This is a genomic window from Streptomyces sp. DF42 (genome assembly GCF_058267695.1).
The window spans coordinates 1,920,539-1,936,271 of the sequence record NZ_CM177859.1 but is presented as its reverse complement, the minus strand read 5'-3'; the positions used below and the strand labels follow the sequence as shown (position 1 = coordinate 1,936,271).

Annotated in this window: 11 protein-coding genes; 7 read left to right on the top strand and 4 right to left on the bottom strand. The window is 69.4% G+C overall.

Translation table 11 applies throughout. The features are described from left to right. Positions 1-4: 4 nt before the first annotated feature. On the bottom strand, positions 5-799 hold the full coding sequence (locus ACYUED_RS08805) for an MIP/aquaporin family protein (RefSeq protein WP_491291713.1): 795 nt from the start codon (positions 797-799) through the stop codon (positions 5-7). Positions 800-1,164: 365 nt separating this feature from the next. Next, the gene (locus ACYUED_RS08800; RefSeq protein ID WP_491291712.1) at positions 1,165-1,929 is read right to left on the bottom strand and encodes an IclR family transcriptional regulator; all 765 of its coding nucleotides are present in this window, start codon (positions 1,927-1,929) and stop codon (positions 1,165-1,167) included. Positions 1,930-2,223: 294 nt separating this feature from the next. Here ACYUED_RS08800 and metH point away from each other — a divergent pair, with 294 nt between their 5' ends. The 4 genes from metH to ACYUED_RS08780 all read left to right on the top strand — a co-directional run bounded on the left by metH (position 2,224) and on the right by ACYUED_RS08780 (position 10,337). Continuing rightward, positions 2,224-5,739 (top strand): methionine synthase, encoded by a 3,516-nt coding sequence (metH, locus tag ACYUED_RS08795; protein ID WP_491291711.1) that lies wholly within the window; start codon positions 2,224-2,226, stop codon positions 5,737-5,739. A gap of 209 nt (positions 5,740-5,948) precedes the next feature. Then, on the top strand, positions 5,949-6,644 hold the full coding sequence (locus ACYUED_RS08790; RefSeq protein ID WP_491291710.1) for an HAD family hydrolase: 696 nt from the start codon (positions 5,949-5,951) through the stop codon (positions 6,642-6,644). A gap of 439 nt (positions 6,645-7,083) precedes the next feature. Next, complete coding sequence (locus tag ACYUED_RS08785) at positions 7,084-8,688, top strand: ABC transporter substrate-binding protein (RefSeq protein ID WP_491291709.1); 1,605 nt, start codon at positions 7,084-7,086, stop codon at positions 8,686-8,688. 68 nt (positions 8,689-8,756) lie between these two features. Then, positions 8,757-10,337, top strand: a complete 1,581-nt coding sequence (locus ACYUED_RS08780) for an ABC transporter substrate-binding protein (protein WP_491291708.1) — start codon at positions 8,757-8,759, stop codon at positions 10,335-10,337. Between the two features lie 83 nt (positions 10,338-10,420). Here the strand turns inward: ACYUED_RS08780 and ACYUED_RS08775 are convergent, their stop codons facing one another. Together ACYUED_RS08775 and ACYUED_RS08770 are read right to left on the bottom strand one after the other, a co-directional pair. After that, positions 10,421-11,092 (bottom strand): response regulator, encoded by a 672-nt coding sequence (locus tag ACYUED_RS08775; RefSeq protein WP_266511184.1) that lies wholly within the window; start codon positions 11,090-11,092, stop codon positions 10,421-10,423. A gap of 14 nt (positions 11,093-11,106) precedes the next feature. Continuing rightward, positions 11,107-12,210 carry a RecB family exonuclease gene (locus ACYUED_RS08770; RefSeq protein ID WP_491291707.1) on the bottom strand — a complete coding sequence of 368 codons (1,104 nt, stop codon included), beginning with the start codon at positions 12,208-12,210 and terminating at the stop codon, positions 11,107-11,109. A 174-nt stretch (positions 12,211-12,384) separates the two neighbouring features. Here ACYUED_RS08770 and ACYUED_RS08765 point away from each other — a divergent pair, with 174 nt between their 5' ends. From ACYUED_RS08765 to ACYUED_RS08755, 3 genes are all read left to right on the top strand, one after another. Further along, complete coding sequence (locus tag ACYUED_RS08765) at positions 12,385-13,947, top strand: site-2 protease family protein (protein WP_491291706.1); 1,563 nt, start codon at positions 12,385-12,387, stop codon at positions 13,945-13,947. 38 nt (positions 13,948-13,985) lie between these two features. Next, positions 13,986-14,885: a tRNA (adenine-N1)-methyltransferase gene (locus tag ACYUED_RS08760; RefSeq protein ID WP_491291705.1), complete on the top strand. Its 900-nt coding sequence runs from the start codon at positions 13,986-13,988 to the stop codon at positions 14,883-14,885. Positions 14,886-15,105: 220 nt separating this feature from the next. Beyond that, entirely contained in the window at positions 15,106-15,681 is a 576-nt protein-coding gene (locus ACYUED_RS08755; protein ID WP_491291704.1) for a hypothetical protein, read from the top strand. The last annotated feature ends 52 nt before the right edge of the window (positions 15,682-15,733 follow it).

The following is a 15,733-nucleotide window of genomic DNA, read 5'->3' as shown; positions in this document are numbered from 1 at the left end:
GCTCTTAAGCAAAAGCGACGTTGTAGATGCCTGCGGCGATGGCCCCGCCGATCAGCGGACCGACCACCGGGATCCAGGCGTAGCTCCAGTCGGACCTGCCCTTGTTGGGCAGGGGGAGCAGGGCGTGCACGATGCGCGGGCCGAGGTCACGGGCCGGGTTGATCGCGTAGCCGGTCGGGCCGCCGAGGGACAGACCGATCGAGACGACCACGAGTGCGGTGATCAGGGCGCCCAGGGTGCCGAGGCCCTTGCCGCTGTCGTTCAGGCCCTGCGTGAGGACGGCGAGCACCAGCACGATCGTGCCGATGATCTCCGTGGCGAGGTTCTGCCACACGACGCGGATCTCCGGGCCGGTGGAGAAGATGCCCAGCACCGGGCCTGCGCCCGCCTCCTGGGCTTCGACGGCCTTGACCTTCGTGGCCTGCGCGCCCGGGCCGCCGACGATCTCCTTGTCGGTGAGGTGCGCGTGGAACTGCCCGTAGTAGGCGACCCAGACCAGGCTCGCGCCGATCGCGGCGCCGAGCAGCTGTCCGGCCCAGTACACCGGGACGTTGCCCCAGTCGCCGTTCTTGATCGCGAGTGCGAGCGTCACGGCCGGGTTCAGGTGGGCGCCGGAGAGCGGCGCCGACGTGTAGACCGCCGTGAGTACCGCGAAGCCCCACCCGAAGGTGATGGCCAGCCAGCCGGCGTTACGGGCCTTGGAGGCCTTCAGCGTCACGGCGGCGCAGACGCCGCCGCCGAGCAGGATGAGTATGGCGGTACCGATGGTCTCGCCGATGAAGATGTCGGAGCTGGACACCCGCGACTCCTTTGTCCTTCGTCCAGGGGACCGAACCCCGGGTCCCTCCGGGAGTTCGAGCTGCCCTCGGGGGTGAGAGCGATGCCGGCCCTTGGCGTTGTCACACTCTAGCGCGTATTGCCGGTAGGTGTTCGACAATGCCGACCGATGGACGGGAGTCTTGCCCCGGCGTCGCATGCGAGTCAAGAGCTCTGTTGTCGAAAGTGCGATCGTTACTGAACGCTGTGAGCTCTCGATCTTGCAGGTCAGCTGCGTACGGCGGGGTAACAAGCACGGTGCGTACCGGCTGGACGGTTCGCCGTGCTACGTCCAGGTACGACGGATGCCGGAACGCCGTTCGGCGTTCCGGCATCCGTCCATGCCTCTCAGAACCGCCCGCCACCCAGGTCCCGCGACACGGCACGGGCACAGTCCCGCACCGCCGCGATCAGCTCGGGGCGCAGCTCGCCGTCGCGGCAGAGCCGCTCCACGGCGCCGGTGATGCCCACCGCGCCCACCGGCATCCGCCGCCGGTCGTGGATGGGCGCGGCGGCGGACGCCACGCCCTCCCAGGTCTCCTCGACGTCGGCCGCGTAACCGCGCGCGCGCGACATGTCGAGGATGTGCTCGAAGTCCTCCAGCCCGCACACGGTCCTGTCGGTGAAGGGCTTGCGGTCGGCCTCGACGGCCTCGCTGTGCGCGACCGGGTCGTAGGCCGACAGGACCTTGCCCAGGGCCGTGGAGTGCAGGGGCTGCATGGCCCCGATCTCCAGCACCTGACGGCTGTCGTCGGGCCGGAAGACGTGATGCACGATCAGCACACCCTGCTGGTGCAGGACGCCGAGATACACGCTCTCCCCGCTGGACCTGGCCAGGTCGTCCGTCCACACCAGGGCCCGCGCCCGCAGCTCGTGCACGTCGAGGTAGGTGGTGCCCAGGCGCAGCAGCTCGGCGCCCAGCTGATAGCGCCCGGAGGCATCGTCCTGCTCGACGAAGCCCTCCTGCTGGAGGGTGCGGAGAATCCCGTGGGCGGTGCCCTTGGCGAGGCCCAGTGACGAGGCGATGTCCGAGAGGCCGAGCCGTCGCTCGCCGCCCGCGAGCAGCCGCAGCATCGCGGCCGCCCGTTCGAGCGACTGGATGTTCCGTGCCATCGCCGTGCTGCCTCCGTCCCCTTCGGCCGTCGACGTGCGACGCCGCTGCCGCCGTTCGGCAATGTCGAACACTACCGGTCGATGTCGACCTCCCGCTAATGGTTGGTCGTCATCCGTCGTGATCTGTTGTGTCACTCGTATCCCCTGAGTGACCCGCCCGTCACACGGGTCCGCCCCGTGGACGCCCTGACCATCCCGGTGCGGACCCGGTTACCCTGGCGAGGTGTGCCCGCCGCGGGAGATCCACGGAGGGGTGCAAAGCCGACAGCCGTCGCACTCAAGGGAGCCCCTTAAATGGCCTCGTCGCCACTGACCCCTTCCGCCGACAGCCGGACCCGTGCGTCCGCGCTCCGTGAGGCGCTGGCCACCCGAGTGGTGGTCGCCGACGGAGCGATGGGCACCATGCTGCAGGCGCAGGACCCCACGCTGGACGACTTCCAGCAGCTGGAGGGCTGCAACGAGGTCCTCAACGTGACCCGCCCGGACATCGTCCGCTCGGTGCACTCCGAGTACTTCGACGCGGGCGTCGACTGCGTGGAGACCAACACCTTCGGCGCGAACCTCACCGCCCTGGGCGAATACGACATCCCCGAGCGCGTCGCCGAACTGTCCGAGGCCGGTGCCCGCATCGCCCGCGAGACGGCGGACGAGTTCGCCGCGCGCGACGGCCGCCAGCGCTGGGTGCTGGGCTCGATGGGTCCCGGCACCAAGCTGCCCACCCTCGGCCACACCACCTTCAACGTCATCCGCGACGCGTACCAGCAGAACGCCGAGGGCCTGCTCGCCGGCGGCGCCGACGCGCTGCTGGTGGAGACCACCCAGGACCTGCTGCAGACCAAGGCCTCCGTCCTGGCCGCCCGCCGGGCCATGGAGACGGCCGGGTACGAGGTCCCGCTCATCGTGTCGGTGACGGTCGAGACGACCGGCACCATGCTGCTCGGCTCGGAGATCGGCGCCGCGCTGACCGCGCTGGAACCGCTCGGCATCGACATGATCGGGCTGAACTGCGCCACCGGCCCGGCCGAGATGAGCGAGCACCTGCGCTACCTGGCCCGCCACTCGCGCGTTCAGCTGTCCTGCATGCCCAACGCGGGCCTGCCGGTCCTCGGCCGCGACGGCGCCCACTACCCGCTCACGGCGCCGGAGCTCGCCGACGCCCAGGAGACCTTCGTACGCGAGTACGGCCTCTCCCTCATCGGCGGTTGCTGCGGCACCACCCCCGAGCATCTGCGCCAGGTCGTCGAGCGGGTCCGCGGCACCGCCCCGACCGAGCGGCACCCTCACCCCGAGCCGGGCGCCGCCTCCCTCTACCAGACCGTGCCCTTCCGCCAGGACACCTCGTACCTGGCCATCGGCGAGCGCACGAACGCCAACGGCTCGAAGAAGTTCCGCGAGGCGATGCTGGAGGCCCGCTGGGACGACTGTGTGGAGATGGCCCGCGACCAGATCCGCGAGGGCGCCCACATGCTGGACCTCTGCGTGGACTACGTCGGCCGCGACGGCGTCGCCGACATGGAGGAGCTGGCCGGCCGCTTCGCCACCGCCTCCACCCTGCCGATCGTGCTGGACTCCACCGAAGTGGAGGTGCTCCGGGCGGGGCTGGAGAAGCTGGGCGGCCGCGCTGTCATCAACTCCGTCAACTACGAGGACGGCGACGGCCCGGAGTCCCGCTTCGCGAAGGTCACCAAGCTCGCGCAGGAGCACGGGGCCGCGCTGATCGCCCTGACCATCGACGAGGTGGGACAGGCCCGCACTCCCGAGAAGAAGGTCGAGATCGCCGAACGGCTCATCGACGACCTGACCGGCAACTGGGGCATCCACGAGTCGGACATCCTCATCGACACGCTGACCTTCACCATCTGTACCGGTCAGGAGGAGTCCCGCAAGGACGGCATCGCCACGATCGAGGCGATCCGTGAACTCAAGCGCCGTCACCCGGACGTACAGACCACGCTGGGCCTGTCGAACATCTCCTTCGGCCTCAACCCGGCCGCCCGCATCCTGCTCAACTCCATCTTCCTGGACGAGTGCGTCAAGGCGGGCCTCGACTCCGCGATCGTCCACGCGTCGAAGATCCTGCCGATCGCCCGGTTCAGCGAGGAGGAGGTGCAGACGGCTCTCGACCTGATCCACGACCGTCGCGCCGAGGGGTATGACCCCCTCCAGAAGCTGATGGCGCTGTTCGAGGGTGCCACCGCCAAGTCGCTGAAGGCGGGCAAGGCCGAGGAACTGGCCGCCCTCCCGCTGGAGGAGCGCCTCAAGCGCCGCATCATCGACGGCGAGAAGAACGGCCTGGAGGCCGACCTCGACGAGGCGCTGACCACCCGCCCCGCCCTCGACATCGTCAACGAGACCCTCCTGGACGGCATGAAGGTCGTCGGCGAGCTGTTCGGCTCCGGCCAGATGCAGCTGCCGTTCGTGCTCCAGTCCGCGGAGGTCATGAAGGCCGCGGTCGCCCACCTCGAACCGCACATGGAGAAGTCCGACTCCGAGGGCAAGGGCACCATCGTCCTGGCCACCGTGCGCGGCGACGTGCACGACATCGGCAAGAACCTCGTCGACATCATCCTGTCCAACAACGGCTACAACGTCGTCAACCTCGGCATCAAGCAGCCGGTCTCCGCGATCCTCGACGCCGCCGCGGAGCACCGGGCCGACGTCATCGGCATGTCCGGGCTCCTGGTCAAGTCCACGGTGATCATGAAGGAGAACCTGGAGGAGCTCAACCAGCGCGGCCTCGCGCCGGACTTCCCGGTCATCCTGGGCGGTGCGGCCCTCACCCGCGCGTACGTCGAGCAGGACCTGCACGAGATCTACGAGGGCGAAGTCCGCTACGCCCGCGACGCGTTCGAGGGCCTGCGCCTGATGGACGCGCTGATCGGCGTCAAACGGGGCGTGCCCGGCGCCAAGCTGCCCGAGCTCAAGCAGCGCCGGGTGCGGGCGACTTCGGCCGTCGAGGTGGAGGAACACCCGGAGGAGGGCCACGTCCGCTCGGACGTCGCCACCGACAACCCCATCCCCACCCCGCCGTTCTGGGACACCCGCGTCATCAAGGGCATCCAGCTCAAGGAGTACGCGAGCTGGCTGGACGAGGGCGCGCTGTTCAAGGGCCAGTGGGGCCTCAAGCAGGCCCGTACCGGCGAGGGACCGACGTACGAGGAACTCGTCGAGACCGACGGCCGGCCCCGGCTGCGCGGCCTGCTGGACCGGCTGCAGACCGACAACCTGCTGGAAGCGGCCGTCGTCTACGGCTACTTCCCGTGCGTCTCCAAGGACGACGACCTGATCATCCTGGACGAGCACGGCAACGAACGCACCCGCTTCACCTTCCCGCGCCAGCGCCGCGGCCGCCGGCTGTGCCTCGCGGACTTCTTCCGCCCTCAGGAGGCGGGGGAGACCGACGTCGTCGGCCTCCAGGTCGTCACCGTCGGCTCGCGGATCGGCGAGGAGACGGCGCGGATGTTCGAGGCGAACGCCTACCGCGACTACCTCGAACTGCACGGCCTGTCGGTGCAGTTGGCCGAGGCGCTCGCCGAGTACTGGCACGCGCGCGTGCGGTCGGAGCTCGGCTTCTCCGGTGAGGACCCGAGTCAGATGGAGGACATGTTCGCCCTGAAGTACCGGGGCGCCCGCTTCTCCCTCGGCTACGGAGCCTGCCCGAACCTGGAGGACCGCGCCAAGATCGCCGACCTGCTCCAGCCGGAGCGCATCGGCGTCCACCTCTCCGAGGAGTTCCAGCTGCACCCCGAGCAGTCCACGGACGCGATCGTGATCCACCACCCGGAGGCGAAGTACTTCAACGCCCGCTGACGTAGGCCCGTCCGGGACACGTACGAGGGCACATTCGGGGACACATCGGCGCACGTCAGGACGCCCCCCGGCGGTATGCGCGGAGTGCCCAGGACAGGCTCCGGTCAAACGAGGCACTTCCCTCGCGGGAGACGTACACTGGTCGGTCCACTGCAGGCCGGTTCCCCCAGCGGGAACCGGCCTGGTCGTCCCCAAGGAGGTGCGCCAGGATGACCAGTACGGTCCCCGCGCTCGGAACCCGTACGGCCGAAGGCTCAGCGCTGCAGGCCGTGCTCCTCGACATGGACGGAACCCTGGTGGACACCGAGGGCTTCTGGTGGGACGTGGAGGTCGAGATCTTCGCGGGCCTCGGCCACGTCCTCGACGACTCGTGGCGCCATGTCGTGGTCGGTGGCCCCATGACCCGCAGCGCGGGGTTCCTCATCGAGGTCACCGGCGCCGACATCGCCATGGCCGAGCTCACGGTCCTGCTCAATCAGGGTTTCGAGGACCGCATCGACCAGGCCCTGCCACTGATGCCGGGCGCCGCCAGACTGCTCGCAGAGCTCTCCGAGTACGAGATCCCCACCGCCCTGGTCTCCGCCTCGCACCGGCGCGTCATCGACCGGGTGATCGGCTCGCTCGGAGCCCACCACTTCGCCCTGTCGGTCGCCGGCGACGAGGTGCCGCGGACCAAGCCGCACCCCGACCCCTACCTGCTCGCGGCCGCGGGACTCGGCGCGGATCCGGCCAGATGCGCGGTCATCGAGGACACCGCGACCGGCGTCGCCTCGGCCGAGGCCGCCGGCTGCCACGTGGTCGCGGTCCCCTCGGTGGCCCCCATCGCCCCCGCCGTCCGGCGCACCGTCGTCACCTCCCTCGAAGACGTCGACCTGGCATTCCTGCGCGGACTGATCGCCGCCTGATGACGGAAATGCGCCGAGCGTTCACCCAGCGTGCAGCACCGATAGGACTTGAATTCCAGAGCTGGTGTGCGAGGGAATTCGATTCACGGCGGATGGCCGAATTCCGGTACCCATCCCCGCCGTTGGGAATGTGAGGTTCCCCACTTATCCGAGCCTCGACAGGTCGCGCGCGATGTGCTGTTCGCCCCCTTACGGGGTGCGTCGGCATGCCCTTGTGTCCCGATTCATGGAACGCTGCACTAATCCTTCCGCTGTCGGGTTTTCGGTCTGTCCACGGCCGGTTTCACTGCGTGATGGGGCCCCAAGTCCGGTGACTTCGAACCGCCGTGCAGGTGCGGACTAATCTCGTGCGGGAACCTTCGCCCCTACCCCCGTGATCCGCTGCGACACCCCTGCATGCCGGGTACACGGACCTGAACAGCTCTGGAGAAACACCCGCATGAACCGCAAGACTTTGGTGCTGCCGGCCGTCGTCGGCCTGCTCGCACCCGTGCTCGCCGCGTGTGGGGGTTCCGGCAGTGGCAGCAGCGGTGGGGACGCGATCACCGTCGGTACCACCGACGCCTCCACCGCCACCAAGGACGCACCGGCGCCGCTCGATCCGGCGTACGCGTACGACGTCGGCACCTGGAACATCCTGCGCCAGACCGTGCAGACCCTGATGATCCAGCCGAAGGGCGAGGGAGACCCCGTGCCCGAGGCCGCTCAGAGCTGCGGCTTCACCGACTCGGGCAGCGAGCGCTACGCCTGCAAGCTGCGGGACGGCCTGAAGTTCTCCAACGGCGACAAGGTCACCGCGGCCGACGTGAAGTACTCCATCGACCGCGCGCGCGCCATCAAGGCCGACTCCGGCGTGTTCGCCCTGCTGTCCACCATCGACACTGTCGAGACGCAGGGTGACAACGAGGTCATCTTCCACCTCAAGACCGCGGACGCCACGTTCCCGTACAAGCTGTCGACTCCGGTCGCGGGCATCGTCAACCCCGACGACTACGAGAAGAACAAGCTGCGTGACGGCTTCGACGTGGACGGCTCCGGCCCGTACTCCCTCTCGACCGAGGTCAAGGGCGACGCGATCGTCAAGGCCACCTTCACCAAGAACCCCAACTACCAGGGGACGCTGAAGGTGAACAACTCCAAGGTCGACATGATCTCGTACGCGGACGCCGAGAAGATGGGCACCGCGCTCGCCAAGGGTGACATCGACGTCATGACCCGCACCATGACGCCCGAGCAGATCCAGAAGCTGTCCGACGACTCGGACCCGAGCGTCGACCTGGTCGAGCTGGCCGGCCTCGAGATCCGCTACCTCGCCTTCAACACCAACGCCCCGAGCGTGAAGACCAAGGCCGTCCGCCAGGCGATGGCCCAGCTGATCAACCGCGGCGAACTGGTCTCCAAGGTGTACGGCACCCAGGCCGAGCCGCTGTACTCCCTCGTCCCGGCGAGCATCACCGGCCACTCCAACTCGTTCTTCAACAAGTACGGCGACCCGAGCACAGCCAAGGCCAAGGCCCTGCTGGCGGGCGCCAACATCACCAGCCCGGTCAAGCTGACGCTGCACTACACGACCGACCACTACGGCTCGGCCACCAAGCAGGAATTCGAGATCCTTCAGAAGCAGCTCAACAGCAGCGGCCTGTTCGACGTCAGCGTCCAGGGCGCGCCCTGGACGACGTTCGTCCCGGCCGAGCGCAAGGGTCAGTACGACGTCTGGGGCATGGGCTGGTTCCCGGACTTCCCGGACGCGGACAACTACCTTGCGCCGTTCCTCGACAAGGACAACTTCCTCAAGTCGCCATACCGGAACAGCAAGATCATCAACAGTCTGATCCCGGCGTCCCGCCGCGAGGCCGACCGCCTCGCGGCGTCCTCCAACCTCACGGAGATCCAGGACATCGTTGCCGACGACGTCCCGATACTCCCGCTGTGGCAGGGCAAGCAGTACGTCGCCGCACGCGACGACGTGACGGGGACCGCCTATGCTCTCAACTCCTCCTCGACCCTTCAGTTGTGGGAGCTCGGCCGTGGAGTGAGCGGCTGATCTGTCTCGCGTTCGGGGCCAAGGGACGGCGGCCCCGGGGGTCCCGATCCCGACGAGAAGGCATTGCAGTGAATATGCGCAACCAGTGGCCGGTCCTGCCCGTAGTGGCAGGGCTGGCCTCCGGCCTTTTGACCGGCTGTGGAACGGGCAGCGGCGATTCCCGGGGGCCCGGTTCCTCCGTGGTCATGGGAATGTCCGACGACGTCCTGGCCACCGACCCCGCCTCCGGCTACGACCCCGGCTCCTGGCTGTTGTTCAACAACGTCTTCCAGTCGCTGCTCAGCTTCCCCAACGGAGGCACGGAGCCCCAGCCGGAGGCGGCCAAGGCGTGCGGCTTCACGGACACGTCGACCACGGTCTACAAGTGCACGCTGAAGGACGGCCTCCAGTTCAGCAACGGTGACGCGCTCACCTCCGAGGACGTCAAGTTCTCCTTCGACCGCACACTCAAGATCAACGACGCCGCCGGTCCGGCGATCATGTTCCCCATGCTGGACAAGGTGGAGGCGCCGGACGAGAAGACGGTCGTCTTCCGCCTGAAGGTGCCCGACGCCACCTTCCCCAGCAAGATCGCCTCCGGCGCCGGCTCCATCGTCGACCACAAGCAGTACGACGCCGGCAGGCTGCGCAAGGACGGCGAGGCGGTCGGCTCGGGCCCATACAAGCTGGACTCGTTCGGCGACGACAAGGCCGTCTTCTCCGTCAACGACAGCTACAAGGGCACCGCGAAGGTGAAGAACTCCGGCGTCACGCTGAAGTTCTTCCACGGAGACCAGTCAGCCCTGAAGAAGGACCTGCTGGACAACAAGATCGACATCGCGTACCGAGGCCTCAGCGCGGGCGACATCGCCGACATCCAGAACGCCGACAACAGCTCGAAGGTCGAGGTCGTCGAGGGCAGTAGCGCCGAGGTCCAGCACCTGGTCTTCAACATGCACGACCCGGTCGCCGGAAAACTCGGCGTACGCAAGGCCATCGCCTACCTGATCGACCGCGACGCCCTGATCAAGGACGTCTACGAGGGCACCGCCACCCCGCTCTACTCGATCATCCCGGCCGGCATCGCGGGCCACAACACGGCCTTCTTCGACACCTACGGCGCCAGCCCCTCCCCGGCCAAGGCCGCCGCCGCCCTGAAGGACACGGGCATCACCGGCAAGGTGAAACTGACCCTGTGGTCCACCCCGTCCCGCTACGGCCCGGCCACCGACCAGGAACTCAAGGCGATAGCGAAGCAGCTCAACGCCAGCGGTCTCTTCGAGGCCGACGTGAAGTCCGTGGCCTTCGGCCAGTACGAGAAGGACATCGCCAAGGGCAGGTACGGCGTGTACGTGAAGGGCTGGGTGCCGGACTACCCGGACGCCGACAACTTCACGGCCCCCTTCTTCGGTCACGGCAACGTGCTGAGCAACAACTACAGCAACAACACCATCACCGGCACGCTCATCCCGCGCACCGCCGCCGAGGTCGACCGCGCCGCGACCGACAACGACTACGGCAGGCTGCAGGACATCGTCGCCGACCAGCTGCCCGTTCTCCCGGTCTGGCAGGCCAAGCAGTACGCGGTCTCCCGCGAGAACGTCTACGGCCTCGAGTACTGCCTCGACGCCTCGACGGTCTTCCGCTTCTGGGAACTCAGCAAGGACTGAACGACTGAGAGAAGCACTCACAGACCGGTGCACGAGAAAGGGCGCCCCCCTCCCGAGGGGGGCGCCCTTGTTCGCCACGACGCCTACTGCGCGCCGGGGCGCACCAGCCCGCTCTCGTACGCGTACACCGCGGCCTGCACCCGGTCGCGCAGCCCCAGCTTGGTCAGCACATGGCCGACGTGCGTCTTGACGGTGGTCTCACTGACGAAGAGATCAGCCGCGATCTCGGCGTTGGACAGCCCACGGGCCACCAGCTTCAGCACCTCCACCTCACGGTCGGTGAGCGTGTGGAGCGTGTCCGGCACGGGCTCGTCGCCGGAGGGCAGATGCGTGGCGTACTTGTCGAGCAGCCGCCGGGTGATGCTCGGTGCGAGCATGGCCTCGCCGCCGGCCACCACCCGGATCGCCTGCACCAGCTCATTGGCCGGCGCGTCCTTCAGCAGGAAGCCGCTGGCACCCGCCCGCAGCGCCTCCACCACGTACTCGTCGAGGTCGAAGGTGGTCAGCACCAGCACCTTCGCCGGGCCGTCCCGCTCGGGACCGGTGATCTGCCGGGTCGCCTCCACCCCGTCCATGCGGGGCATACGGATGTCCATCAGAACCACGTCGGGCTGCAGGGCCCGCACCTGGTCGAGAGCCTGGAGGCCGTCTCCGGCCTCGCCGACGACCGCAAGGTCCTGCTCGGCCTCCAGAATCATCCGGAAGCCGGTACGCAGCAGCGGCTGGTCATCGACCAGTAGGACGCGGATGGCCACGTAAGTCTCCTTCGCTAGTCCGGCCCCATTCTGCCCTGCGTGACGTCTGTCGACTCGGCCGCCCTCACCGGCAGCGGATAGGGCGGAGGAGTGCCGCCGAATTCCGGGCAGTGCGCCTGGTGGTCGCACCAGCCGCAGAGCTTGGTGGGCCGCGGTCGCCAGTCCCCCGACTCCGTCGCCTGCCGGATCGCCTCCCACAGTGCGAGCAGCTTGCGCTCGACGCGCTCCAGGTCGGCGAGGACCGGATCGTAGGTCAGGACGTCACCGCTGCCGAGATACACCAGCTGCAGACGCCTGGGGACGACGTTCTTCAGGCGCCACACCACCAGGGCGTAGAACTTCATCTGGAACAGCGCGCCCTCGGCATACTCGGGCCGGGGCGCCTTGCCCGTCTTGTAGTCGACGATCCGCACCTCGCCCGTGGGCGCCACGTCGACCCGGTCGATGATCCCGCGCAGCGTCAGCCCGGACTCCAGCTCGGCCTCGACCCACAACTCCCGTTCGGCGGGCTCGAGCCGGGTCGGATCCTCCAGGGTGAACCAGCGCTCGACGAGTTGCTCCGCCTCGCCCAGCCAGCGCGCCAGCCGCTCGCCCTCCGGATCGTCCTCGAACAGCTCCACCACTTCCGGCCTCGTCTCGCGCAGCCGGTCCCACTGGGCGGGGATCAGGGACTTGGCACGCGGCGCGGTCCGCTCCACGGCCGGCGCGTCGAACAGCCGCTCCAGAACCGCGTGCACCAACGTGCCCCGCGTCGCCGCCTCGCTCGGCTTCTCGGGCAGCCGGTCGATGACGCGGAACCGGTAAAGCAAGGGGCACTGCATGAAGTCACTGGCCCGCGAGGGCGACAGACTGGCGGGCGCTATGGCCGAACGCGGGGTCGCACCGACCGCGTCGACCGCCGTCGGGTCGGCCTCGACGACCGCTGCCGTCGGGCCGGCCTCGATCACGACTGCTGCCGGGTCCGCCTCGACCGCGACCGCCGTCGAGTCGGCCTCGACGACCGCTGCTGTCGGGTCCGCCTCGACCACCACTGCCGCCGATTCCGCCGGCACCGGCGCAGCCGCCTGCGCCGTACCGCTGCTGTGGGCCTCCGCCGCGCCCTCCGCGCTCGTCTCCATGTCCCAGACCATACGGCCCGCCACTGACAGTGACCCAGCCGCGGCCGCGACGGGTGCGACGCCTGTGGAAACACAGGGGGTGCCGGGGCGGAACGCGTCGCCACGGCCGCATACCATCGACCCGAGACCCTTCCGCCCGGCAGGCGCGGAAGACGCTTCGAACGAGGGGACATCGTGGACGAGAGCGGCGGGAGCGGGCAGCCGCGGTCCGGCACGGACGAGCCGGCCGAGCACCACGCGGGGTCCGAGACCCCGGCCGCCCCCACACCCACCCCGGCCGACGACCAGCCCACGAAAGCCACCGAGGGCGACGACGGCGGCCCCACCGACGGCGACGCCGCCGACCGGGCCGGGCCCCACGGCGCAGCCCCGGAAACGAACCCCACGGACAACCCCGGGCACGGCCCGACGGACAAGCCCCCCGCGGACAACGCCTCCGCGAGCCACCAGTCGGCGGGGAACAGCTCCACGGACGACCCCACCATCGGCACCGACGGCCACCCGGGCACCCACACCCCCGCCCACGGCGACCGCACCCTCGCCCACTCCAGCACCTCCAAGAACCCCCCGCCCCAGCGCCCCGAATCCCCCCGGGGCGGCCTGCTCATGGGCCGGCCCTTCGGCGTGCCCGTGTACGTGGCGCCCAGCTGGTTTCTCGTCGCCGCACTGATCACCTGGGTCTTCGGCGGCCAGCTCGACCGCGTGCTGCCCGAACTCGGCGCCGCCCGCTACCTCGTCTCCCTCTTCTTCGCGGTGGCCTTCTACGCCTCCGTCCTCATCCACGAACTGGCCCACACCGTCGCCGCCCTGCGCTTCAAGCTCCCGGTCCGCCGCATCCAGCTCCAGTTCTTCGGCGGCGTCTCCGAGATCGAGAAGGAGGCCGAGACCCCCGGCCGCGAGTTCGTCCTGGCCTTCGTCGGCCCCCTGCTCTCCCTCGTCCTCGCAGGCCTCTTCTACGTCGCCCTGCAGCCCGTCGAGCCCGGCACCGTTCCCGGCGTCCTGCTGGCCGGCCTGATGATCTCCAACCTCATCGTGGCCGTCTTCAACCTCCTGCCCGGCCTGCCCCTCGACGGCGGCCGCATGCTCCGCGCAGTCGTCTGGAAGATCACCGGACGGCCGATGAGCGGCACCATCGCCGCCGCCTGGGTCGGCCGCGCCCTCGCCGTCTCCGTCCTCATCGGCCTCCCGCTGCTCACCCAGTCCGGCGCGCTCGGCTCCACCGCCGAGGACAGCGTCGGCATGGACACCGTCACCGACGCCCTGCTCGCCGCGATCCTCGCCGCGATCATCTGGACCGGCGCCGGCAACAGCCTCCGTATGGCCCGGCTCCGGGAACACCTGCCGGAACTGCGCGCGCGCAACCTCACCCGCCGCGCCGTCCCCGTGGAGACGAACACCCCGCTCTCCGAGGCGCTGCGCCGCGCCAACGCCGCCGGGGCCCGAGCGCTGGTCATCGTCGACCCCGAGGGCAACCCCCTCTCCCTCGTCCGCGAGGCCGCCATCGTCGGCGTACCCGAACACCGCCGCCCCTGGGTCGCCGTCAGCGGCCTCGCCCAGGACCTCACCGACGGCATGCGCGTCTCCGCGGAACTCGCGGGGGAGGACCTCCTCGACGTCCTGCGCGCGACCCCGGCCACCGAGTACCTGGTGGTCGAGGAGACCGGCGAGATCTACGGCGTCCTGTCCGCCGCCGACGTCGAGCGCGCCTTCGTGAAGGCCATGGCCAGGCCGTCCTAGTGGTCGGCGGCCCCGCCAAACCCCGGTAGGCTGTTCACATGTCCGAACCGACCGGTGCCGCCCGCAGGCGCGGGCCCTTCAAGGTCGGGGACCAGGTTCAGCTGACCGACCCCAAGGGCCGCCACTACACGTTCACGCTCGAGGACGGGAAGAACTTCCACACCCACAAGGGTTCCTTCCCGCACGACGAACTGATCGGCGCACCCGAGGGCAGCGTTGTCCGCACCACCGGGAACGTCGCCTACCTCGCGCTGCGCCCCCTGCTCCCCGACTACGTCCTGTCCATGCCCCGCGGCGCTGCCGTCGTCTACCCCAAGGACGCCGGGCAGATCCTCGCCTTCGCCGACATCTTCCCCGGCGCCCGTGTCGTCGAGGCCGGCGTCGGCTCCGGCTCACTCAGCAGCTTCCTGCTGCGCGCCATCGGCGACCAGGGCATGCTGCACAGCTACGAGCGCCGCGAGGACTTCGCCGAGATCGCCCAGCAGAACGTCGAGCGCTACTTCGGCGGCCCGCACCCCGCCTGGCAGCTCACCGTCGGCGACCTCCAGGACAACCTCTCCGACACCGACGTCGACCGAGTCATCCTCGACATGCTCGCCCCCTGGGAATGCCTTGAGGCCGTCTCCAAGGCGCTCGTCCCCGGCGGCATCGTGTGCTGCTACGTCGCCACCACCACCCAGCTCGCCCGGACCGTCGAGTCCATCCGCGAGATCGGCTGCTTCAACGAGCCGACCGCCTGGGAGACGATGATCCGCAACTGGCACATCGAGGGCCTGGCCGTCCGCCCCGACCACCGGATGATCGGCCACACCGGCTTCCTGCTCACCGCCCGCCGCCTCGCGGACGGCGTCGAGCCCCCCATGCGCCGCCGCCGCCCCGCCAAGGGCGCCTACGGCGAGGACTACGACGGCCCGAACGCCGACGGGGGCGGCCGCTGACGCGACCGCGTACCGCAGCCAACGCATCGGCGCTGCGGTCGAGTTCCCGGAAACCAACCGGAACTCGACCGCAGCGCCTTTCTGTTGACACCCCACCACAAACCACCCAATTCAGGCGGCCCGTGTTCGGCACCTCGGACCCCACCGTTCCGACGCGCTGTGACGTGTGGCACGATGCAGGCCACCCCCACCGGCACAGCCCTCACAGGAGACGCTCCTAGTGCAGCAATCCGCCGTTCCGGAACTGGCACACACGGACACCCGCCCGATCCACTGGGTCGCCACCGCCACGGCCGTCACGGGCGTGATGGCCCTCTCCTCGTTGCTGCAGCCCAACCCGGCGACGGCCGCCCAGCCGGCCGACACCCGCCCCAGGACCGCCCACGCAGCCACCGCACCCGGCACCACGGGCGTCGACTTCCCGATCACCTGCGGCCCGGTGAAAGCCGTCGTCCAGAAGAAGGCCAGCGGAGACCTTGACGGCGACGGCACCCCCGAGACCGTGGCCGTGGTGCACTGCGACGCCCCGATGGGCACCCCGCCCGACGGCGTCTACGTCATCACGCGCGCGCGTGCCGGCGACGAGCCCCACGTAGTGGCCACCCTGGTCGACCCCAAGGTCGGCGACACGGTCGGCGACTTCACCGTCCGCGACGGCACCGTCCTCGCCACGCTCCTCGGCTACTCGTCGAACGACGTGCCCCGCTGCTGCCCCGACGTCACGGACAGTGCGAAGTGGCAGTGGAAGAACGGCGCGTTCGTGCGCTCGACACCCGCCGGCGCACACAGCGTCTGAACCACGCAAGCTCGGCGTGTGAGATATCAGACAGCGGTAACAGGACGCACCC

Bases quoted from the DNA above. Each gene is read 5' to 3' on its own strand.
- ACYUED_RS08800 (WP_491291712.1), bottom strand. From the start codon at position 1,929: ATGGCACGGAACATCCAGTCGCTCGAACGGGCGGCCGCGATGCTGCGG.
- metH (WP_491291711.1), top strand. From the start codon at position 2,224: ATGGCCTCGTCGCCACTGACCCCTTCCGCCGACAGCCGGACCCGTGCG.
- ACYUED_RS08790 (WP_491291710.1), top strand. From the start codon at position 5,949: ATGACCAGTACGGTCCCCGCGCTCGGAACCCGTACGGCCGAAGGCTCA.
- ACYUED_RS08785 (WP_491291709.1), top strand. From the start codon at position 7,084: ATGAACCGCAAGACTTTGGTGCTGCCGGCCGTCGTCGGCCTGCTCGCA.
- ACYUED_RS08770 (WP_491291707.1), bottom strand. From the start codon at position 12,210: ATGGAGACGAGCGCGGAGGGCGCGGCGGAGGCCCACAGCAGCGGTACG.
- ACYUED_RS08760 (WP_491291705.1), top strand. From the start codon at position 13,986: ATGTCCGAACCGACCGGTGCCGCCCGCAGGCGCGGGCCCTTCAAGGTC.